This is a genomic window from Acidocella sp. MX-AZ02 (assembly GCF_000306035.1).
GTDB classification, from domain to species: domain Bacteria; phylum Pseudomonadota; class Alphaproteobacteria; order Acetobacterales; family Acetobacteraceae; genus Acidocella; species Acidocella facilis.
In genome coordinates, this window is record NZ_JH976207.1 from 750,005 (window position 1) to 769,152 (window position 19,148).

The 19,148-nt window shown below is 63.9% G+C and carries 23 protein-coding genes; 13 read left to right on the forward strand and 10 right to left on the reverse strand.

What is annotated here, in order from left to right; all coding sequences use genetic code 11:
* Positions 1-36: 36 nt before the first annotated feature.
* The 3 genes from MXAZACID_RS03705 to MXAZACID_RS03715 all read right to left on the reverse strand — a co-directional run bounded on the left by MXAZACID_RS03705 (position 37) and on the right by MXAZACID_RS03715 (position 1,755).
* Positions 37-339 (reverse strand): DUF2218 domain-containing protein, encoded by a 303-nt coding sequence (locus tag MXAZACID_RS03705; protein WP_008492741.1) that lies wholly within the window; start codon positions 337-339, stop codon positions 37-39.
* Between the two features lie 89 nt (positions 340-428).
* Positions 429-995, reverse strand: coding sequence for a PadR family transcriptional regulator (locus MXAZACID_RS03710; RefSeq protein ID WP_008492742.1), 567 nt, complete (start codon positions 993-995; stop codon positions 429-431).
* Positions 996-1,062: 67 nt separating this feature from the next.
* Positions 1,063-1,755 carry an SDR family oxidoreductase gene (locus MXAZACID_RS03715; RefSeq protein ID WP_008492743.1) on the reverse strand — a complete coding sequence of 231 codons (693 nt, stop codon included), beginning with the start codon at positions 1,753-1,755 and terminating at the stop codon, positions 1,063-1,065.
* Positions 1,756-1,978: 223 nt separating this feature from the next.
* On the opposite strand from MXAZACID_RS03715, the gene MXAZACID_RS03720 reads away from it, so the two are divergent.
* Positions 1,979-2,467 carry a hypothetical protein gene (locus MXAZACID_RS03720; protein ID WP_008492744.1) on the forward strand — a complete coding sequence of 163 codons (489 nt, stop codon included), beginning with the start codon at positions 1,979-1,981 and terminating at the stop codon, positions 2,465-2,467.
* A 138-nt stretch (positions 2,468-2,605) separates the two neighbouring features.
* Here MXAZACID_RS03720 and rlmN read toward each other — a convergent pair whose 3' ends face one another.
* The 3 genes from rlmN to fdhD all read right to left on the reverse strand — a co-directional run bounded on the left by rlmN (position 2,606) and on the right by fdhD (position 5,251).
* A complete protein-coding gene (gene rlmN / locus MXAZACID_RS03725) occupies positions 2,606-3,775 on the reverse strand; it encodes a 23S rRNA (adenine(2503)-C(2))-methyltransferase RlmN (RefSeq protein WP_039884701.1) in 1,170 nt (389 codons plus the stop codon).
* Positions 3,766-4,263 carry an invasion associated locus B family protein gene (locus MXAZACID_RS03730; protein ID WP_039884702.1) on the reverse strand — a complete coding sequence of 166 codons (498 nt, stop codon included), beginning with the start codon at positions 4,261-4,263 and terminating at the stop codon, positions 3,766-3,768. Before MXAZACID_RS03730 ends, rlmN begins: the two co-directional genes overlap by 10 nt.
* Before the next feature lie 178 nt (positions 4,264-4,441).
* Positions 4,442-5,251: a formate dehydrogenase accessory sulfurtransferase FdhD gene (gene fdhD, locus MXAZACID_RS03735; protein ID WP_039884703.1), complete on the reverse strand. Its 810-nt coding sequence runs from the start codon at positions 5,249-5,251 to the stop codon at positions 4,442-4,444.
* Positions 5,252-5,391: 140 nt separating this feature from the next.
* Between fdhD and MXAZACID_RS03740 the strand changes: the two genes are divergently transcribed.
* Complete coding sequence (locus MXAZACID_RS03740) at positions 5,392-5,715, forward strand: hypothetical protein (protein ID WP_144052641.1); 324 nt, start codon at positions 5,392-5,394, stop codon at positions 5,713-5,715.
* Positions 5,716-5,742: 27 nt separating this feature from the next.
* Here the strand turns inward: MXAZACID_RS03740 and MXAZACID_RS18700 are convergent, their stop codons facing one another.
* Both MXAZACID_RS18700 and glmS read right to left on the reverse strand, forming a co-directional pair.
* Entirely contained in the window at positions 5,743-5,958 is a 216-nt protein-coding gene (locus MXAZACID_RS18700; protein ID WP_008492750.1) for a hypothetical protein, read from the reverse strand.
* 259 nt (positions 5,959-6,217) lie between these two features.
* On the reverse strand, positions 6,218-8,035 hold the full coding sequence (gene glmS / locus MXAZACID_RS03750; protein WP_008492751.1) for a glutamine--fructose-6-phosphate transaminase (isomerizing): 1,818 nt from the start codon (positions 8,033-8,035) through the stop codon (positions 6,218-6,220).
* Between the two features lie 97 nt (positions 8,036-8,132).
* Here glmS and MXAZACID_RS03755 point away from each other — a divergent pair, with 97 nt between their 5' ends.
* From MXAZACID_RS03755 to MXAZACID_RS03795, 9 genes are all read left to right on the forward strand, one after another.
* Positions 8,133-8,759: an HAD family hydrolase gene (locus MXAZACID_RS03755; protein WP_008492752.1), complete on the forward strand. Its 627-nt coding sequence runs from the start codon at positions 8,133-8,135 to the stop codon at positions 8,757-8,759.
* A 111-nt stretch (positions 8,760-8,870) separates the two neighbouring features.
* Positions 8,871-9,323 (forward strand): Rrf2 family transcriptional regulator, encoded by a 453-nt coding sequence (locus MXAZACID_RS03760; protein WP_008492753.1) that lies wholly within the window; start codon positions 8,871-8,873, stop codon positions 9,321-9,323.
* A 2-nt stretch (positions 9,324-9,325) separates the two neighbouring features.
* Complete coding sequence (sufB, locus tag MXAZACID_RS03765) at positions 9,326-10,771, forward strand: Fe-S cluster assembly protein SufB (RefSeq protein WP_008492755.1); 1,446 nt, start codon at positions 9,326-9,328, stop codon at positions 10,769-10,771.
* Positions 10,771-11,514, forward strand: coding sequence for a Fe-S cluster assembly ATPase SufC (sufC, locus tag MXAZACID_RS03770; protein ID WP_008492756.1), 744 nt, complete (start codon positions 10,771-10,773; stop codon positions 11,512-11,514). The genes sufB and sufC overlap by 1 nt, the downstream gene beginning before the upstream one ends.
* A gap of 2 nt (positions 11,515-11,516) precedes the next feature.
* A complete protein-coding gene (gene sufD, locus MXAZACID_RS03775; protein WP_008492757.1) occupies positions 11,517-12,617 on the forward strand; it encodes a Fe-S cluster assembly protein SufD in 1,101 nt (366 codons plus the stop codon).
* On the forward strand, positions 12,614-13,852 hold the full coding sequence (locus MXAZACID_RS03780; protein WP_008492758.1) for a cysteine desulfurase: 1,239 nt from the start codon (positions 12,614-12,616) through the stop codon (positions 13,850-13,852). The genes sufD and MXAZACID_RS03780 overlap by 4 nt, the downstream gene beginning before the upstream one ends.
* Positions 13,849-14,274 carry a Fe-S cluster assembly sulfur transfer protein SufU gene (gene sufU, locus MXAZACID_RS03785; protein WP_008492759.1) on the forward strand — a complete coding sequence of 142 codons (426 nt, stop codon included), beginning with the start codon at positions 13,849-13,851 and terminating at the stop codon, positions 14,272-14,274. The genes MXAZACID_RS03780 and sufU overlap by 4 nt, the downstream gene beginning before the upstream one ends.
* On the forward strand, positions 14,267-14,644 hold the full coding sequence (locus tag MXAZACID_RS03790; RefSeq protein ID WP_039884706.1) for an SUF system Fe-S cluster assembly protein: 378 nt from the start codon (positions 14,267-14,269) through the stop codon (positions 14,642-14,644). Before sufU ends, MXAZACID_RS03790 begins: the two co-directional genes overlap by 8 nt.
* 9 nt (positions 14,645-14,653) lie before the next feature.
* Positions 14,654-15,022, forward strand: a complete 369-nt coding sequence (locus MXAZACID_RS03795) for an iron-sulfur cluster assembly accessory protein (RefSeq protein WP_008492762.1) — start codon at positions 14,654-14,656, stop codon at positions 15,020-15,022.
* Positions 15,023-15,071: 49 nt separating this feature from the next.
* Here the strand turns inward: MXAZACID_RS03795 and MXAZACID_RS03800 are convergent, their stop codons facing one another.
* Both MXAZACID_RS03800 and erpA read right to left on the reverse strand, forming a co-directional pair.
* Positions 15,072-15,848: an exodeoxyribonuclease III gene (locus MXAZACID_RS03800; RefSeq protein WP_008492764.1), complete on the reverse strand. Its 777-nt coding sequence runs from the start codon at positions 15,846-15,848 to the stop codon at positions 15,072-15,074.
* A gap of 9 nt (positions 15,849-15,857) precedes the next feature.
* Positions 15,858-16,199 carry an iron-sulfur cluster insertion protein ErpA gene (erpA, locus tag MXAZACID_RS03805; RefSeq protein ID WP_008492765.1) on the reverse strand — a complete coding sequence of 114 codons (342 nt, stop codon included), beginning with the start codon at positions 16,197-16,199 and terminating at the stop codon, positions 15,858-15,860.
* A 61-nt stretch (positions 16,200-16,260) separates the two neighbouring features.
* On the opposite strand from erpA, the gene MXAZACID_RS03810 reads away from it, so the two are divergent.
* Both MXAZACID_RS03810 and argS read left to right on the forward strand, forming a co-directional pair.
* Positions 16,261-17,403 (forward strand): deoxyguanosinetriphosphate triphosphohydrolase, encoded by a 1,143-nt coding sequence (locus tag MXAZACID_RS03810; RefSeq protein WP_008492766.1) that lies wholly within the window; start codon positions 16,261-16,263, stop codon positions 17,401-17,403.
* Between the two features lie 8 nt (positions 17,404-17,411).
* Entirely contained in the window at positions 17,412-19,145 is a 1,734-nt protein-coding gene (gene argS / locus MXAZACID_RS03815; RefSeq protein ID WP_008492767.1) for an arginine--tRNA ligase, read from the forward strand.
* Positions 19,146-19,148: the final 3 nt, after the last annotated feature.

Here is a 19,148-nt window from a genome sequence, read left to right on the forward strand (position 1 = left end):
AAAAGCGGCACCAAAACACTTTTGCAAATGATTCAATCAGCCCTCCGGCGCCGGGTGCTCGTTCCATTCAATCGCCAGCTCCTCCTGCGCCGCCAGAAGCAGCAAATGCTGGTCGATGGTGCGCTTCAACGCCTCCAGCGCCTGCGCGTCACCCGCATTGACAATGATGGAGAGCTTGCGCGCATCCGCGTCCAGCGTGCAGAGGCCAGCGGAAAAGCTGACCTCCCCGGCGCTGTTGTCCGCCTCGCGCAGCGCCGGCAGCCGGGGTGCGAAATGGCTGACAAATTGCCCAAGATAGTCCCGCGCCTGCGCGGTGGGGATGATGGCCGTGGCATTCATGCGTCGCGGTCTCCTTCTCTCCTGGAGGCGGGCAGCGCGCCCGCCTTGGTCGTCAGGCGCGGGGCTTCCCCCGCGCGGGTCGTCTCGGCTCAGAGCGCCTCGATCTTGCGCACCAGATCGTCGATCATCTCGGTCACCTGGGCCAATGTCTGTGCATCGGCATCGCGGCCGCCAAAGCGCATCCGCAGCGCCGTGCGCAGATTCTCCATCGCCCGTCGCACCGGCAGCACCGAGGCATGGGACGGGCTGGCGAGGCTGATCCGCTCCAGCATCGCATCCAGCACCGGACGCGAGCGGTTGAGCATTTCGCGCCCGGCTTCGGTGATGGTGAAGAGCTTCTTCGCGCCTTCGGTTGTCGCCTCAACCTGGCCCATCTCCTCGAGCATGGTGAGGGTCGGGTAGATCACGCCGGGGCTGGGCACATAGGCGCCGCCGGTCAGCTCCTCGATCGCCTTGATCAGCTCATAGCCATGACGCGGGCTTTCATTGATCAGGTTCAGCAGCAGCAGCCGCAGATCACCATGTTCGAGCAGGCGCTTCAGCCGGCCGCCGCGATGGTGCCGCGTGTCACGCTCCTCCAGCCGCTCACGCATGTCGCGCATGAAGCGACGGCCGGGATGTTCGTGCCAATGGCCGGAAAAATGATGGGGTTTCATAAGAGGATTCATCCTTCTGATGGTTTAGATAGTTTTAGATATATCTAAACACAGTCGAATGTCAAATCTATTCGGCATAAATCATCTTCCGGGTCATCCCCCCATCAACGGTGAACTCCGCCCCGGTGATGAATTCCGCATCCGGCCCCAGCAGAAACGCCGCCAGATTGGCGATATCTTCCACTTTGCCGACGCGCCCGGCCGGGTGCTGGGCGTCGTCCTCGGGGCGGATCGGGTAATGGCCGGTATCGATCCAGCCCGGCGAAATGCAGTTCACCCGAATATCGGGCCCCAGGCTGACCGCCAGCGCATGGGTGAGTGCCACCAGCCCGCCTTTGGAGGCGGCGTAGGATTCCGTATCCGGTTCGGACATATGGGCGCGGGTGGAGGCGATGGTGACCACCGCGCCCTTGCTGGCGCGCAGCATCTTGGCGCCGCAACGCACCAGCAGAAAGGCGCTGGTGAGGTTGGTGGCCAGCACCGCGTTGAATTCCTCCGGCGTCAGCTCTTCCAGTGGCTTGCGGATCATGAAGCCGGCATTGCAGATGATGCCGTCCAGCCGCTCCTCCACCGCCTCGATGCCGGTGAACAGGCTGGCGACCTGCGCGGGGTCCGAGACATCGCAGATCACCGCGCGGGCGGCGCTGCTCTCGGGCTTGGCCTTGTCGGCGATGACGACACGATGCCCGTCCGCCAGCAATTTCGTCGCGATGCCGGCCCCGATGCCCTTGGCCCCGCCACTGATCAGATACACGCCCATATCTCGGTCTCCTGTCTTCGCTTTGGCCATCCTCAGCCGGAGATGTCGGGAGAAGATGACCATGTTCAAGCGAAAATAAGGCTTTCCAAAGGTAAGCTTATGTTGCGGCGCAGGGGCGTGGGTGTTGCGGCGTGGTAACGCCTTACTTCGTCTTCATGTTTTGGTGGTGGGCGGGCGTGGATGGCTTGGTTAAGCAAACCCATACGGCAGGGAAAGGATCTTCATGCGGCATATGATTTTGCTGACATTGCTGGGCCTGGGCGGCTGTGCGTTGAATGATTCGCGGGTGGCGCTGAAGGCGCAGCACCAGCTGGTCGGGCTGACGGAATTACAGCTGGAGACCTGCGCGGGGGTGCCGGATGAGAAAGCCAGTTTCGGCGGCACCGATATTCTCACCTATTACGCGACCTCGACCAGCTCGACCGGGCTGACCATTCCGCTGATTGGCGGAATCAGCAAATCCTATGGCGGCTATTGCCATACGATTTTCCGGGTGGATGACGGCAAGGTGACGTCGGTGCGGTATGTGGGCGAGAAGGATGCGGTGGCGGCGGTGGATGCGTTCTGTGCCAACACCGTGCGCGGCTGCCTGGCCTCGCCGCCGCCGGATACGCCCGCGGCACCGGCGATGGGTGCCAGCCCCGCAATCATTGAGACCCGGCCGCCGCAGCCCGCCCAGCCGGTCCAGCCGCCGGGCGTGCCGACGGCCTGAAAAAGTTGCAAAAGTTTTTGGGGTGCAGCCCTTTTTTCAAAAAGGGCTGCAAAACGTCTGGGGTGTTGACGACGGCGTTGCACACGCCCCGGCCTCTTCGCCGCTTTTTGAAAAAAGCGGCACCAAAAACTTTTATACTTATTCCGCCGCGTTCTGCTTTTCGACGTCGCTCTTCAACTGCCCGCACGCGGCCAGAATATCGCGCCCGCGCGGGGTGCGGATCGGCGAGGCATAGCCCGCCTGCATCACGATCGCCGCAAATTTCTTCAGCGCCTCCGGCGTCGAAGGCTGATAGGCCGAGCCCGGCCAGGGGTTGAAGGGGATCAGATTCACCTTCGCCGGCAATCCGGCGATCAGCCGCACCAGCTCATGCGCCTCCGCCTCGGAATCATTCACCCCGCGCAGCATCACATATTCAAACGTGATCCGCCGCGCGTTCGAGGCGCCGGGATAGCGATGGCACGCCTCGATCAGCTCCTTGATCGGGTATTTGCGGTTCAGCGGCACCAGCTCGTCGCGCAGATCATCGCGCACCGCATGCAGCGACACCGCCAGGTTTACCCCCAGCTCCTCGCCCGCCCGGTCCATCATCGGCACCACGCCGGAGGTGGAGAGGGTAATGCGCCGGCGCGAGAGCGCGATGCCCTCGCCATCCATGATGATCTTCATCGCCTTGGCGACGTTCTCGTAATTATAAAGCGGTTCGCCCATGCCCATCAGCACGATGGTGGAGAGCAAACGCGGGGTTTCGCCGCGCGGGCTCGGCCACTCGCCATAGGCATCGCGCGCCGCCATGAACTGGCCGACAATCTCCGCCGCCGAGAGGTTGCGCGAGAGGCGCTGGGTGCCGGTATGGCAGAAGCGGCAGGAGAGGGTGCAGCCCACCTGGGAGGAGAGGCAGACCGCGCCGCGATCTTCCTGGCGGTCCGGAATATACACCGTCTCCACCGCCTCATGGTCGCGGAAGCGGAACAGGAATTTGCGGGTCTCGTCCTTGGAGAGCTGGTCGGTCGCCACCTCCGGCCGCCCGATGACGAAGCGCTGCGCCAGCTTCTCCTGCAAGGGCTTGGCGATGTTGGACATTGCCGCGAAATCCCGCACGCCCTGGTGATAGATCCAGTGCCAGAGCTGCTTGGCGCGGAACGGCTTCTCGCCGAACGCCGCCACCTCCTCCAGCAGCTCCTCGCGCGAGAGCCCGACCAGATCCCGCCGCCCATCCGGCAGAATATGCGGCGGCGGCGAGAAATGCGCCGCCTTGGCGAGGATGCGCTCGCGCTCGGCGGCGGTGAGGTCGAGTGTCAATGACATGCGTCGGATATCGCCTTGTAGGCGGCTGAGAAGCCGGAGAGGGAGAACTGGTCGGTGACGGTGATCTTGCCCCTCGGCCCGGGGCTGGTGACGACCGCGTCATTGCCGGATTTGAACGCGGCCACGGCTTTCGCGCCATCGGCGGTAAAAGCGACGTTCTTCTGGGTGTAGAAACCGAAATCCTGGGGACCGACGCTCAGCTTCACCTTCGCGTCCTTGGGGTAATCATAGCCGGCGGTGACGGAGACCTCGTTGGCGGAGCCTTTGCGGTTGGTCACGGTCAGCATCACCTTGCCGCGTGAGGCAATGGCCGGCTTGGCGCTTTGCACAGTGGTGAAGGCGTAGCAGATCTTGGCCGCGCCAGTGCCATAGGTTGCGGCTGTCCAATCGCCATATTTGCCGCCATTGGGGCCAAGGGCGGTCGGGCCGGCGGCCAGGGCGGTGGCGGGGAGCAGGGCGAGCAGGGAGGTGGCGAGCAATCTCTTCATGGGCGAGCATTTAAAACAAACGCCGCCCACATGAAAGCCGGACCTGATTACCGTTTCCAAAGCCACGGCATAAAGTTATAAAAGTTTTGCCGATATCACCCGCCTCAGACCCAGACAATATTGTGGGGGCGGGCAATGTCAGCCTGCCCAAGGTTCAGAAACGCGGCGCCAAACAGCTTTATTCCGCTATAGTTCCCGTGAACAAAATCTGGCCATCGCGCCGCGCGATCGCCAGCACCGTCATCCCCGCCTGCTCCGCCACCCGCAGCGCCAGGCCGGTGGGCGCGGAAATCGCCACAATTGCGCGCATCCCGGCAATCACCGCCTTCTGCACCATCTCGTAAGAGCAGCGCGAGGTCAGCAGGCAGAACCCATCGGCGAAATCGACCCCGCCGCGCATCCCCGCCCCGATCAGCTTGTCCAGCGCATTATGCCGGCCGACATCCTCGCGGATCAGCCTGATCTCCCCGTCCGGCCCGCACCAGGCGGCGCCATGCACCATATGCACGTCGCGGTTCAGCGCCTGATGCGTCTCCAACGTGCCCAACGCATGGCGGATGGCGGCCAGCGATGCCGGCTTCCCGTCCGGCACGCGGGGCAAGGGCCGCAAAATCTGGCCCGCATCCTCCACCCCGCAAACCCCGCAGCCAGTGCGGCCCACCACGGTGCGCCGCGCCGCCTGCATCAGCCTATGAAACGCCTCGGCCGGGATGCGCAGATCGGCCGTGATCCCCTCCGGGCCGGCGGTCAGGGCGATGGAGCGGATCTCCTCGGCCCGCGCCACGATGCCTTCCGTCAGCGAGAAGCCGACGCAGAAATCCTCGATATCCCGGGCTGTGGCCATCATCACCGCGTGGCGCATGGTATTGTAGCTGAGGCTGATCGGCGTCTCTTCCGCCAGTTGCCGCGCCACCGCCTGCGGGGCGTCTCCGTCGGCCAGGCGCTGGGCCGGCCAACTGCACGAAACCGGGGGAAGGGGAGGCGCCATGGTGGCAAATTAGGGTGTGGCGGTGAAAGCGCAAGAGGTGCCGCAAGCCGGACCGATACGCAAACATAACCGGTTCGCGCATATGAAAATCCGCCGGTCTATGCCTATATCTCAGATGACCGAGATGTAAGGAGCGTGCGATGGTCCGGTTGTCGTTGGGTAGATCCTCTCTGGGACTGATGATGGCGATGGGGCTGGGCAGCGCCGCCCTGGCGCAGAGCGCCACGACGGGTACGGCGACCATTACCCAAAATCCCAACAGCTCGGTGGTTCAGCCCGGCCTGGCGAAGCCGCCCAGCAGCGCGCCGGCGCCGAAAGCCGCGCACAAGCCCGCCGGCACCCAGCCCACCCTGCCGAATAACCCGACCCTGCCGCAAATTGCCCTGCACCCGACCGCGACGATCGGTTCGCCCGTCCCCATCGCCGGGCCGGGCGGCACCACCAAGCAACCGACAGGGGAATAAGCGCCGGCGTGCCGGGTTTCGGCCGGGTCAACCCCGGCCGGTACGCAGGCTTTGCGGCCCGTCCGCCGGTTTCACGATTTCATCGCTCCGGCAGATACATTCGACATATTTGCCGTGATGTTCGCGAAATACCCAGCCATCTTCGATATAGATACGTTCCTGCGCGTGACTGCCGGCGCCAGCAAGCTGGGTCTTCAGCGCGACAATCCGGGAAGCGGCAGAGAGTGTGTGGAGCTGTTTCATCGTTCCCACCCTTTGTTCTCGGATGAACAACCATAGGCGGAATTGGCGCCTGGCATCAAACGCAAAAACACAATCTTGCCAAATTTTATTCCCGGTAAGCGGCGGGTAAAAATTCGTCGCGCTGCGGCGAATTTTCAGATTTCTTAGAGCATCAAGCTTTTAGCTTGATGCTCTAGGTTTTGTTTTAGCGAGCAATTTCATGTGTTTGTCTTGACGCTGGCGCGTCAACCTAAACACATATTGCTCTAAATCCCGTCCGTCACTCCACCGTGACGGATTTCGCCAGGTTGCGCGGCTGGTCCACATCGGTGCCTTTCAGCACCGCGACATGATAGGCCAGCATCTGCACCGGAATCGCGTGCAGGATCGGCGCCGCGAACGGGTCGATGGGCGGGAGCAAGATCGTCTCCGCCGCGATTGGCGCCAGCTTGGAGGCGCCGGCCGCATCGGAGAACACCACGATCTGCCCGCCGCGCGCCGCTGCCTCCTGCAAATTCGAGGCGGTCTTCTCGAAGAGCGGCCCGGAGGGGCAGATGGCGATCACCGGCACGGATTTATCGATCAGCGCGATCGGCCCGTGCTTCATCTCGCCGGCGGCATAGCCCTCGGCATGGATATAGGAGATTTCCTTGAGCTTCAGCGCGCCTTCCAGGGCGATGGGGAAGCACCCGCCGCGGCCGAGATAGAGCACATCCCGCGCCTCGGCGATGCGCGCCGCCAGCTTCTGGATCGGCGCCTCATTGGCGAGGATTTCGGCGGCTTTCGCCGGCACTTCCAGCAAGGCGGCGGCCAGCCGGGCAATCTCGGCCTCGCCCCGCGTGCCCTTGGCCCGGGCCAGGGCCAGGGCGAACACCGCCAGCGTCGTCATCTGCGCGGTGAAAGCCTTGGTGCTGGCCACCCCGATCTCCGGCCCGGCGATGGTCTCCAAAATCGCGTCGCTCTCGCGCGCCATGGTGCTCTCGGGCACGTTCAGCACCGAGAGGATCTTTTGCCCCTCGGCCTTCATATAGCGCAACGCCGCCAGCGTATCGGCGGTCTCGCCGCTCTGGCTGACCAGCAGCCCCAGCCCGCCCGGCTCCATCGGCGGGGCGCGGTAGCGGAATTCGCTGGCCACATCCGCCTCCACCGGCACCCGGGCGAGGTTTTCCAGCCAGAATTTGGCGGTGAGCCCGGCATAGAAGGCAGAGCCGCAGGCGCTCATGGTGATGCGCTTGATGCCGGCGAGGTCGAAGGGCAAAGGCGGCAGGCGCGGGGCCTCGCCCTCCAGCATGCGGTGCAGCACATCGCCGATCACCACCGGATGCTCATGCAGCTCCTTTTCCATGAAGTGCCGGAAATTACCCTTGCCGATGGCCGCCCCGGTCAGCGCCGTCAGCTTCTTCTGGCGCAGCACGACATGGTTATGCTCGTCATGGAAGGTGGCGCCCTTGGCGGTCACCACCACCCAGTCGCCATCCTCCAGATAAGCGATCTCGCGGGTCAGCGGCGCCAGGGCCAGAGCGTCGGAGCCGAGATACATCTCCTCCGCCCCGAACCCCACCGCCAGCGGCGCGCCGCGCTGCGCGCCGATCACCAGATCCTGATGCCCGGCGAAAATCAGCGCCAGCGCATAGGCGCCCTCCAGCCGGGCGAAGGTCTGGGAGGCCGCCTCGATGGGGGGCAAGCCGGTCTGCAGCAGGTAATCCACCAGCTGCGCCACCACTTCGGTATCGGTCTCGGTGACGAAGCTCTGGCCCTTGCCCTCCAGCTCCGTGCGCAGCGCGGCATGGTTTTCGATGATGCCGTTATGCACCACGGCCACCCGGGCGGTGGCGTGCGGGTGCGCGTTGCCGACGGTGGGCGCGCCATGGGTGGCCCAGCGCGTATGGCCGATGCCGGTGGTGCCCGCCAGCGGTTCCGCCTCCAGCACCCCGGCCAGGTTCTTCAGCTTGCCCTCGGCCCGGCGCCGGTCGATATGGCCGTTGACCAGGGTCGCGATGCCCGCGGAATCATAACCGCGATATTCCAGGCGCTGCAGCCCGCCCAGCAGCAGGGGGGCGGCTTCGGCATGACCCACAACACCAACGATTCCGCACATGCGCCTGTAACCTCTCTGTGATCTCGCATCTGCGGTAGCCCTGGCGGGCGGTTTATGTCAAAGGACAGGAGAATCAAATAATACGACGGAGTATTTCATGCGCGCGGTGATCTTCGATCTGGATGGCACCTTGATCGACGCGGCGCCGGACATTGCCGCCAAGCTGAACGTCGTCATCACCGAGGCCGGCCACCCGGCTCTGAGCCTGGGGACGGTGCATGGCATGATCGGCGACGGCGCCAAGGTGCTGGTCGAGCGCGCTTTTGCCTTTTATGGGCAACAGGCCCAGCCCGCCCAGCAGGAGCGCTTCATGGCGCTTTATGGCGTCGATCCGGTGAAGCATACCGTGATCTATGACGGCATCATCCCGGCCCTGGAGGCGCTGCGGGCGCAGGGCCGGCCGCTTGGCGTGTGCACCAACAAGCCGATGCATGCCACCCGCGAGGTTTTGGCCGCGCTCGACCTCAACCGCTTCTTCGGCGCCGTGCTGGGCGGGGATTCCACCCCCTACCGCAAGCCGGACCCGCGCCATCTGGCCGCCGTGCTCTCGGCCCTGGAGGTGACGGATGCGATCATGGTCGGCGACCACGCCAACGACATGAAAGCCGCCGCCGGGCTGGGCCTGCCGGCGATCTTCTGCCCCTGGGGCTATGGCGAGGGCCAGGGCGATGCCCGGGCCGAACACCCCTCCGACCTGCCGGGGATCATCGACCGGCTGGGCTGAACCGCGCGGCTTTACATGCAGCGCAACATTGCGTAACCGGCGCTTGACGCTGCGCCCGACTTGCCCCAATTGGGAAACAGGACTGGAATTGTCCTGTTTGACGGGGTTGCCATGCTGAAACTCTCACGCCTGACCGATTATGCGGTGGCCGCGCTGGTGCGCTTGGGCACGGCCGAGGGCGTGGAGACGTCTCCCGGCATCGCCGCCGGCACCGGCATACCGGAGCCCACCATCGCCAAGGTTTTGAAGGTTTTGGCGGGGCAGGGGCTGGTGATTTCCACCCGCGGCGCGCGTGGCGGCTACCGGCTTGGCCGGCCGCTGGCGGAGATTTCGGTCTCCGAGGTGATTTTCGCCATCGACGGCCCCATCGCGCTCACCTCCTGCGTGGAGGGGGCCAGCGGCCAGTGCGACAGCCAGTCGCTCTGCCCGGTGGCTGGGCGCTGGGATCCGGTGAATGACGCCATTCGTGGCGCCCTGTCTCACATCTCCCTGGCCGACATGGCCGCGGCCTCCGTGCCGCGCGCCTTGCGTGTGCCAGGACCCGCGATCAATGAGGTTGTTTGAGCATGTCCAGCACGACCGATGCCGTCATCCAGGACCTGGCGGCGCAAAAATATAAATACGGGTTCACCACCGAGATCGAGATGGAGGAATTCCCGAAAGGGCTCTCTCCCGATATCGTAAGGATGATTTCCGCCAAGAAAGGCGAGCCCGCCTGGCTGCTGGAATGGCGGCTGAAGGCCTATGAGGCCTGGCTGAAGATGGAAGAGCCGAGCTGGGCGCGCATCCATCACGCGCCGATCGCGTATCAGGATCTCTATTATTACGCCGCCCCGGCCAAAGCCGCGCCGAAATCCCTCGATGAGGTCGATCCGGAGCTGCTGCGCACCTATGAGAAGCTGGGCATCCCGCTGAATGAGCGCGCCGCCCTGGCGGGTGTCGCCGTGGATGCGGTGTTCGACAGCGTCTCCGTTGCCACCACCTTCCGTGACACGCTGGCCAAGGCCGGGGTGATCTTCTGCCCGATTTCCGAGGCGGTGCGCGAGCATCCCGAGCTGGTGCGCAAATATCTCGGCTCCGTGGTGCCGGCGGGTGATAATTACTTCGCCGCGCTGAACTCCGCCGTGTTCTCCGATGGCAGCTTCGTCTTCATCCCCAAGGGGGTGAAATGCCCGATGGAGCTTTCCACCTATTTCCGCATCAATGCCCGCAATACCGGGCAGTTCGAGCGTACGCTGATCATCGCCGAGGATGGTGCCTCCGTCTCCTACCTCGAAGGTTGCACCGCGCCGATGCGCGACGAAAACCAGCTGCACGCCGCCGTGGTTGAGCTGGTGGCGATGGATGACGCCAAGATCAAATATTCCACCGTGCAGAACTGGTATCCTGGCGATGCCGACGGCAAGGGCGGGATCTACAACTTCGTGACCAAGCGCGGCGCCTGCCGGGGAAAGAATTCCAAAATCTCCTGGACCCAGGTGGAAACCGGCTCGGCGATCACCTGGAAATATCCATCCTGCATCCTGCAGGGCGAGGGCTCGGTGGGTGAGTTCTATTCGGTTGCCGTCACCAACGGGCATCAGCAGGCCGATACCGGCACCAAGATGATCCATATCGGCAAGAACACCAGCAGCACGATCATCTCCAAGGGCATTTCCGCCGGGAAATCCAACAACACCTATCGCGGCCAGGTGAAAATTCTGCCCGGCGCCTCCGGTGCGCGCAACTTCACCCAGTGCGATAGCTTGCTGATCGGCGATCAGTGCGGCGCGCATACGGTGCCCTATATCGAAAACCGCAATGCCTCGGCCAAGGTGGAGCATGAAGCGACCACCTCCAAGATCGCCGAGGACCAGCTCTTTTATTGCCGCTCGCGCGGACTCTCGGAAGAGGATGCGGTGGGGCTGATCGTCAATGGCTTCTGCAAGGATGTGCTGAAGGAATTGCCGATGGAATTCGCCGTTGAGGCACAAAAACTACTAGCTGTTTCTCTGGAAGGTTCGGTGGGCTGATGCTCGAGATCAAGAATTTGCATGCGCGGATCGGCGATGCGGAAATCCTCAAGGGCGTGACGCTCACCATCCCCGATGGCGAGATCCATGCCATCATGGGCCCGAACGGTGCCGGCAAATCCACGCTCTCCTACGTGCTCTCCGGCCGCGACGGCTATGAGGTGACGGAAGGTGAGGCGATTTATAACGGCCAGAACATCCTGGAGATGGAGCCCGAAGAGCGCGCCGCTGCCGGGCTGTTCCTGGCGTTCCAATATCCGGTGGAGCTGCCGGGTGTGGGCAATGCCAACTTCCTGCGCACCGCGCTGAACGCCATCCGCCGCAGCCGCGGTGAGGAAGAGCTGGATGCGGTGGCCTTCCTGAAGCAGGCCCGCGCCGCGGTGAAGCAGTTGGCGATGAAAGAGGATTTCCTCAAGCGCAACGTCAATGTCGGCTTCTCCGGCGGTGAGAAGAAGCGCAATGAGATGCTGCAGATGGCGCTGTTGAAGCCGGGCCTGGCGATCCTCGATGAGACCGATTCCGGGCTGGATATCGATGCGCTGAAGATCGTCGCGGAAGGCGTGAACGCGCTGCGCAGCGAAAAATTCTCCGCCCTGGTCATCACCCATTATCAGCGCCTGCTCGACCATATCGTGCCGGACGTGGTGCATGTGCTGGCGAACGGGAAGATCGTGCGTTCGGGCAATGCTGATCTGGCCAAGGAGCTGGAAGCCAGCGGCTATGTCGGGCTGGAAGCCGCCTGAGCATGACCGCCCTTCCCACCCGTAAGCTGGAGGCCTGGCGTTTTACCGATCTGCGCCAGATTTCCAGCACTGAATTCGGTGCCCCGCCGGCCATGGCGGCCGCTCCGGACCTGCCGGACCTGCCGTTTCCGCGCTTCGTCTTTCTCAACGGCACGCTGAACGCGGCGCTCTCCACCGCCTTTGCCTACGCGAAGCCATTCGCGCCGGTGCAGGAACAGGGCGCGCAGCCGATGGCGCTGATCAACGCGGCCAACGCCAAGGACGGCATCAACATCGAGGTGCCGGACGGGGTTGATGCCGGTGAAGTGCTGCTGATCTCGCAGGCTTCGGGTGCCACCCCCTTCGCCTTCCACCCGCGCCACCGCGTGACGCTGGGGCAGGGGGCGAAGCTGACGATCATCGAGATCGACAAGGGCGAAGGCGTGTACTGGCAGAATGCGCTGTTCGACATCGATGTCGCGCAAGGGGCGACCTTGCAGCATTTCCGCCTGCAGCAGGAAAGTGTTGAGGCGTTCAACATCACCTCGATCCGCGCGCGCATCGCGCAAGCCGCCGCCTACGAGCATTTCACCTTGACGCTCGGCGCAAAATTGTCGCGCACCGAGATCGAGGCGGATCTGGTTGGCGAGACGGCGCTGGCGCATCTCAACGCGGCCCAGCTGCTCGGCGGCGCCCAGCATGGCGATTTCACCACCATCATCCGCCACAAGGCGCCCAACTGTCCCTCCCGCCAGACGGTGAAATCCGTGCTGGCCGGCAAGGCCCGCGGTGTTTTCCAGGGCAAGATCGAGGTGGACCAGATCGCCCAGAAGACCGATGGCTATCAGATGAGCCAGGCGCTTCTGCTCTCCCCGGATGCGGAGATGGACATCAAGCCCGAGCTGCAGATTTTCGCGGATGACGTGAAATGCTCGCACGGTGCCACCATCGGCGCGCTGGATGAGGAGCAGGTCTTCTATCTGCGCTCGCGCGGCATCCCTGAGGCGGACGCACGGCAGATCCTGATCCGCGCCTTCCTTGAGGAAGCGCTGGAGCCGGTGACGCATGACGCCTCCCGGGCGATCTTCGAGGATGCGCTGGAAAGCTGGTGGGGCAAGCAATGAGCCTGGCCACCCAGCCCTTGGATGTGCACAAGCTGCGTGAGGATTTCCCCATCCTCTCGCAGAAAGTGCATGGCAAGCCTTTCGTGTTTCTGGATTCCGGCGCCTCCGCACAGAAGCCGAAACAGGTGATCGAGGCGATGCGCTTCGTGATGGAAGCGCAATATGCCAACGTCCATCGCGGCCTGCATTATATGTCCGAGAAAGCCTCGGATGCGTATGAGGCGGTGCGCGACAAGGTGGCGGAGCTGATCAATGCCGGCTCGCGCGATGAGATTGTTTTCACCCGCAACGCCACCGAAAGTGTGAACCTCGTCGCCTACACATGGGGACGCAGCGCGCTGCAGCCCGGCGATGCGGTGGCGGTCTCCGAGATGGAGCATCACGCCAATCTCGTTCCCTGGCAGATGCTGCGCGATGCCCACGGCACCGCGCTGCGCATCGTCAAAATCACCGAGTCCGGTGAGCTGGACTGGGACTCGCTGGAGCAGGTGTTCGCGGACGGCAAGGTGAAGCTGCTCTCGCTCACCCATATGTCCAACGTGCTGGGCACCTACACGCCGGTGGAGCGTCTGGCGGCCTTCGCGCATGAGCGCGGGGCGAAAATCATGCTGGATGGCGCGCAGGCGATCGTGCATCGCGCTGTCGATGTCCGCGCCATCGATGCGGATTTCTACGTGTTTTCCGGCCATAAGCTCTACGGCCCCACCGGCATTGGCGTGCTCTACGCCAAGGCGGAGATTCTGGAGCAGATGCCGCCTTTCATGGGCGGTGGCGACATGATCGCCAGCGTCGGCTACCAGAAATCGACCTGGGCGAAGCCGCCGCACCGCTTCGAGGCCGGCACCCCGGCGATCATCGAGACCATCGGGCTGGGGGCCGCCATTGATTATGTTCGCGCTGTCGGGTTCGATGCGATTGCCGAGCATGAGCGTCACCTCACCGAACATGCGCTCGGCGTCCTGAGCCAGATCGAGGGGCTGCGTATCCTTGGCAGCGCGCAGGATCGCGGCGGGGTGATCTCCTTCGTGATGAAGGATGCGCATGCGCATGACATCGCCACGCTGCTGGACCGCCAGGGCATTGCCGTGCGCGCCGGGCATCATTGCGCCGAGCCGCTGATGGGCCGGCTGGGTGTCACCAGCACCGCGCGCGCCAGCTTCGGGCTATACACGCTGCCCGAGGAGATCGACGCGCTGGCAACCGGGCTTGAGCGGGTGCGCAAGATTTTCGCATGAACGAGGCGCTCTACGACTCCATCGTGCTCGACCGCGCCCGCCACCCGCGCCATGCGGGCCGGCCGGCTGCGTTCGATGCGATGGGGGCGGGAGAGAACCGCATGTGCGGAGACCAGGTCAGCATCTTCCGCGTTGGCTCCGCCTACCGGCATGAGGCGGTCGGCTGCGCCATCCTTGCCGCCAGCGCGGAGCTGATGTGCGATGCGGCCACCGGCAAAAATGCCGGCGAGATCGCCATATTGGCAGAGAGTTTCGAGCAACTTGTAAGGACCGGGCAGGAAAACCCGGATTTGGGAGATCTGAATGCGCTTGCAGGCATTGCGCAATATCCTTCCCGGCTTCGGTGCGCGACCCTCCCCTGGAGCGCCCTCAGAGCCAGCCTCGCCGGAGATCCCGGCGCAGGAGATAGAGACCATGACTGAAGACAAGCACGAACCCGAGCGGATGCAGCCGGTGACCAGCTGGACGCCCGACGGCGAAAGCCCGCCGCGCGTTTCCGAGGAAGCGGTGATCGGCGCGATCTGTACCGTGTATGATCCGGAAATCCCGGTGAATATCTACGAGCTGGGGCTGATTTACGCCATCGAGATTGCCGATAATGGCAATGTGAAAATCGAGATGACGCTGACCGCCCCTGGCTGCCCCTCCGCCCAGGAGCTGCCGGAGATGGTGCGCGATGCCATCGCGCAGATCGACGGGGTTGGCGATATCACGGTCGACACCGTCTGGGACCCGGCCTGGGACCAGAGCCGCATGAGCGAGGAAGCCCGGCTCATGCTGAACATGTTTTGAGGTGAAGCCATGGATGTAACCTACACCACCGCGCCGAAAAAACGCGAGCTGCCGCCTTTGATGTCACTCAGCGACGCCGCCGCTTCCCGGCTGCGCAAGCTCTATGATGGCGCCGAGAAGGGCAAGCTTTTGCGCATCTCCGTCGGCACCAAGGGCTGCTCGGGCATGTCCTACGAGATGGACTGGGTGGAAGCACCCGCCGCCACCGATGAGGTGGTGAAGAGCCAGGATCTGACCGTGCTGGTGGACCGCAAGGCCACCTTGTTCCTGATCGGCACCGTGATGGATTATAAGGAAGACAAGCTGACGCGCGGCTTCACCTTTGAGAACCCGAACGAGAAAGGCCGCTGCGGTTGTGGCGAGAGCTTTCACGTTTAAGGAAGAAATGGGGCGTTTTTGAAAAAACGCCCCACACCCCCAAAAACTTTTATGACTCCAGGATCACTGACACTGGGACATGGTCGCTGGGCTGGGTTTTTCCCCGCTCATCCTTGTGAATAATCACATGCTGCAACCGCTCCGCCAGCCTGGGCGAGAGCAAAGCATGGTCGATCCGCAGCCCGATATTCCGGTCCCACGCCCCGCCCTGATAATCCCAAAACGTATAAAGCGTGTCCTTGGGATGCAGGGCCCGCACCGCCTCGGTCAGCCCGGTATGCAGCAGCGCATGGAAGGCGGCCCGGGTTTCCGGGCGGATCAGCGCATCATTCGCCGGCAGGGCGCGCGGCGCGAAATCCGCGTCGGTCGGGCAGACATTATAATCCCCGGCCAGGATGAAATCCTCATCCGCCGCCATCAGCGCCGTTGCATGTTCGCGCAGTGCCGCCATCCAGTGCAGCTTATACTGGTAGCCCGCCTCGCCGCCGGAATTGCCATTGGGCAGATACAGCCCGCCAATGCGCATGCCCGCCGCCTTCACTTCGACAAAGCGTGAATGCGCATCCGCCTCGCCCATGCCGGGCAGGCGGCGATGCGTCACCTCCACCCCCCCCTTATGCAGGATGGCGACACCATTATAGGATTTCTGGCCGACAATCTCCGCCTCATAGCCAAGGGCAGAGAAGGCCATGCCGGGGAACTGGTGCGCCTCGCATTTGATCTCCTGCAGCAGCAGGAAATCCGGCTGTTCGCGTTCCAGAAATGAGGCGACATGCGCCTCGCGCGTGCGCACGGAATTCACATTCCAGGTGGTGATTTTCAGCACGGGGAGGGGTCAGTCGACCGAAAAGGAGGTGCCGCAGCCGCAGGAGGCGGTGGCATTCGGGTTCTTCACCAGGAAATGCGCGCCCATCAGGCTGTCCTTGAAATCCAGCTCGGCCCCGGCCAGGAAATCCAGGCTCACCGGGTCCACCAACACTTTCGCGCCGTCGCGCTCCAACACCAGATCATCCGGCGCGCTGGCGGCGGTGAGGTCGAATTTATATTGCAGGCCGGAGCAGCCGCCGGCCAGAACCTCAACCCGCAGCGCCTGGGCGCTGGGGTCGTCAGCCAGGATTTCCGCCACCCGGGCGGCGGCGGCGGCGGAAATGGCGAAAGGGGCAATCACGTCGCTCATGGCGCTTATATAGCGTGTCGCCCCCTTGGAGGTAAGGCCACGCTGTTCTAAAGCCCTGCCTATGGAGAAAGCCCCCTATGCCGTGCAGGAAGGCGAAAGCCGCGGCCGCGTGCATGACCAGGCGCGCTCGGACGAGCGCAGCCCCTTCCAGCGCGACCGCGACCGCGTGGTGCACAGCTCGGCCTTTCGCAAGCTGCAATATAAAACCCAGGTCTTCATCAACCGCGAGGGGGATTTCTACCGCACGCGGCTGACCCACAGCCTGGAAGTGGCGCAGATCGCCCGCGCCATCGCCCGCGCCTTGCGCTTCGATGAAGACCTCACCGAATGCCTGGCTTTGGCGCATGATCTCGGCCATCCGCCCTTCGGCCATGCCGGCGAGACCGGGCTGGACGAGGCGCTGAAGGAGTTTGGCGGCTTCGACCATAATGACCAGAGCTTCCGTGTCGTCACCCAGCTTGAGCAGCGCTACGCGGCCTTTGACGGGCTGAACCTGACCTGGGAGAGCCTGGAGGGGCTGGCCAAACATAATGGCCCGCTGAAAAACCCGCCGCCCACCATCGCGGCCTTCAACGAAGCGCATGATCTCGACCTCGCCCGGCAGACCTCCGGCGAGGCGCAGATCGCCGCCTTCTCCGACGATATCGCCTATAACACCCACGACCTGGATGATGGGCTGCGCGCCGGGCTGTTCGCCTTCGAGGATATTCTGGAACTGCCGGTGATCGGCGATCTGCTGCGCGATGCCCGCAAGCTCACCGACCAGCCCCAGCGCATCCGCGCCGAGCTGAGCCGCCGGGTGATCAATTGCCTGGTGCATGACACGCTGGCCGAAAGCGGGCGCCGCTTGGCCGCGCTGGCCCCCACTTCCTGCGCGGATATCCGCGCCCATGCGGGGGCGGTGATCGGCTTCTCCGAGGAAATCCGCCAGGCCAATATCGCGCTGAAGCGCTTCCTGATGGCCCGCATGTACCGGCATTGGAAGCTGAACCGGATGAATTATAAATGCAGCCATGTCACCCGCACGCTGGGCAGCCTGCTGCTGAAGCGCCCGGAGCTGCTGCCCGATGATTGGCGCGCCCGCGCCGGCAAGCCCGAAACCCCGCAAGCCGCCGCCGCCGTGCGCGATTATGTGGCCGGCATGACCGACCGCTACGCCCAGGACGAATTTTCCCGTTTGACCGATCCCTCGGTTCCCGCTTGAGAGACAAGATGCAAGACGAAAATCTGTTTGCCGTGCTGCGCGGCAAGGTGCTGGCCGCCCTTGAAACACTGGCCCCGGGCCTCGCCCCGGAAATCCTGGCACGGGTGGAGGTCACCCCCACCAAGGATGCCGCGCATGGCGATATGGCGACCAACGCCGCGATGATCGCCGCCAAGCCGGCCGGCAAAAACCCGCGTGAGCTGGCGGTCGGGCTGGTGGAAGCACTGTCCGGCCAGCACGGCATCGAAAAGGCTGAGGCGGCGGGGCCGGGCTTCGTCAACCTCACCCTCTCGCCCGCCTTGCTGCTGGCCCAGCTCCCGGTGATCCTCACCGCCCAGGAAGCCTATGGCCAGGGCGCGGCGCGGCCGGGCAAGATCAACGTTGAATACGTCTCCGCCAACCCCACCGGGCCGCTGCATGTCGGCCATTGCCGGGGGGCGGTGGTGGGCGATGCGCTGGCCAATCTGCTGCGCAAGGCCGGGCATGACGTGGTCAAGGAATATTACGTCAACGATGCCGGGGCCCAGGTGCAGGCTTTGGCCCGCTCCAGCTATGTCCGGTATCTCGAGGCGCTCGGCCGGTCGACTGCCGCCTATATCGAGAGCGTGCAAGGCGGCATGCAATATGGCGGCGCCTATCTCATCCCCATCGGCCAGGCGCTGGCGGAAAAATACGGCGACAAGTACGCCGAGACTCCGGAAGCCGCATGGCTGGATCTGTTCCGGGATTTCGCCATCGAGCACATGATGGGCATGATCCGTGAGGATCTGGCCGCCTTGGGCGTGCATCACGACGTCTTCTCCTCCGAGCGCGCGCTGGTGGAAAATGGCGGGGTGGAGCGCGGGCTGGATGCGCTGCGCGAAAAAGGCCTGATCTATCGCGGCATTCTGGAGCCGCCCAAGGGCAAAACCCCGGAAGACTGGGAGCCGCGCGAGCAGGAGCTGTTCCGCTCCACCGAATATGGCGACGACGTGGACCGTCCCGTCTCCAAATCCGACGGCAGCTACACCTATTTCGCCAACGACATCGCCTATCATAACGACAAGATCATCCGCGGCCCCCAGGCCGATCTGATCGACGTGCTGGGCGCCGACCATGGCGGCTATGTGAAGCGCATGCAGGCGGCGGTGAAGGCGCTCTCCGGCGGCCGGCTGGATGTGGTGCTCTGCCAGATCGTCAAGGTGATGAAGGATGGCGAGCCGGTCAAAATGTCCAAGCGCGCCGGCACCTTCGTCGAGCTGCGGGATCTGATCGACGAGGTCGGGCCGAATGCGGTGCGTTTCCTGATGCTGATGCGCAAATCCGACGCGCAGATGGAGTTCGACCTCAACGCCGCCGTGGCGCAGACCCGCGAAAACCCGGTTTTCTATGTGCAATACGCGCATGCGCGGGCGCGCTCGGTGTTGCGCGCCGCCCCCGCGCCTTCCGCCGAGGCGGATTTCTCCACCCTCACCGCGCCGGAAGAGATGGCGCTGCTGCGCCGGCTGCTCACCTGGCCGCGTCTGGTCGAGCAGGCGGCGGAGGCGCGCGAGCCGCATCGCGTGGCGTTTTTCCTGTATGATCTGGCTTCGGATTTCCATGCGCTGTGGAATGCCGGGCGCGATAACGCCGCCCTGCGCTTCCTGCAGGAGGACAAGCCTGCGGAGACCGCAGCGCGGATCGGGCTTGTGGCGGCGACCGCCATCGTGCTTCGCTCGGCACTGGCCGTGCTCGGCGTCACGCCGGTTGAGGAAATGAGGTAAGGA

Coding starts and splice junctions, on each gene's coding strand:
- MXAZACID_RS18700 (WP_008492750.1), bottom strand. CDS start 5,958: ATGAAACAGCTCCACACACTCTCTGCCGCTTCCCGGATTGTCGCGCTG.
- MXAZACID_RS03780 (WP_008492758.1), top strand. CDS start 12,614: ATGAGCCTGGCCACCCAGCCCTTGGATGTGCACAAGCTGCGTGAGGAT.
- MXAZACID_RS03720 (WP_008492744.1), top strand. CDS start 1,979: ATGCGGCATATGATTTTGCTGACATTGCTGGGCCTGGGCGGCTGTGCG.
- fdhD (WP_039884703.1), bottom strand. CDS start 5,251: ATGGCGCCTCCCCTTCCCCCGGTTTCGTGCAGTTGGCCGGCCCAGCGC.
- sufC (WP_008492756.1), top strand. CDS start 10,771: ATGCTCGAGATCAAGAATTTGCATGCGCGGATCGGCGATGCGGAAATC.
- sufU (WP_008492759.1), top strand. CDS start 13,849: ATGAACGAGGCGCTCTACGACTCCATCGTGCTCGACCGCGCCCGCCAC.
- sufD (WP_008492757.1), top strand. CDS start 11,517: ATGACCGCCCTTCCCACCCGTAAGCTGGAGGCCTGGCGTTTTACCGAT.
- MXAZACID_RS03705 (WP_008492741.1), bottom strand. CDS start 339: ATGAATGCCACGGCCATCATCCCCACCGCGCAGGCGCGGGACTATCTT.
- MXAZACID_RS03760 (WP_008492753.1), top strand. CDS start 8,871: ATGCTGAAACTCTCACGCCTGACCGATTATGCGGTGGCCGCGCTGGTG.
- argS (WP_008492767.1), top strand. CDS start 17,412: ATGCAAGACGAAAATCTGTTTGCCGTGCTGCGCGGCAAGGTGCTGGCC.
- erpA (WP_008492765.1), bottom strand. CDS start 16,199: ATGAGCGACGTGATTGCCCCTTTCGCCATTTCCGCCGCCGCCGCCGCC.
- MXAZACID_RS03730 (WP_039884702.1), bottom strand. CDS start 4,263: ATGAAGAGATTGCTCGCCACCTCCCTGCTCGCCCTGCTCCCCGCCACC.
- MXAZACID_RS03795 (WP_008492762.1), top strand. CDS start 14,654: ATGGATGTAACCTACACCACCGCGCCGAAAAAACGCGAGCTGCCGCCT.
- MXAZACID_RS03755 (WP_008492752.1), top strand. CDS start 8,133: ATGCGCGCGGTGATCTTCGATCTGGATGGCACCTTGATCGACGCGGCG.
- sufB (WP_008492755.1), top strand. CDS start 9,326: ATGTCCAGCACGACCGATGCCGTCATCCAGGACCTGGCGGCGCAAAAA.
- MXAZACID_RS03715 (WP_008492743.1), bottom strand. CDS start 1,755: ATGGGCGTGTATCTGATCAGTGGCGGGGCCAAGGGCATCGGGGCCGGC.
- MXAZACID_RS03810 (WP_008492766.1), top strand. CDS start 16,261: ATGGAGAAAGCCCCCTATGCCGTGCAGGAAGGCGAAAGCCGCGGCCGC.
- MXAZACID_RS03710 (WP_008492742.1), bottom strand. CDS start 995: ATGAAACCCCATCATTTTTCCGGCCATTGGCACGAACATCCCGGCCGT.
- glmS (WP_008492751.1), bottom strand. CDS start 8,035: ATGTGCGGAATCGTTGGTGTTGTGGGTCATGCCGAAGCCGCCCCCCTG.
- MXAZACID_RS03790 (WP_039884706.1), top strand. CDS start 14,267: ATGACTGAAGACAAGCACGAACCCGAGCGGATGCAGCCGGTGACCAGC.
- rlmN (WP_039884701.1), bottom strand. CDS start 3,775: ATGTCATTGACACTCGACCTCACCGCCGCCGAGCGCGAGCGCATCCTC.
- MXAZACID_RS03740 (WP_144052641.1), top strand. CDS start 5,392: ATGGTCCGGTTGTCGTTGGGTAGATCCTCTCTGGGACTGATGATGGCG.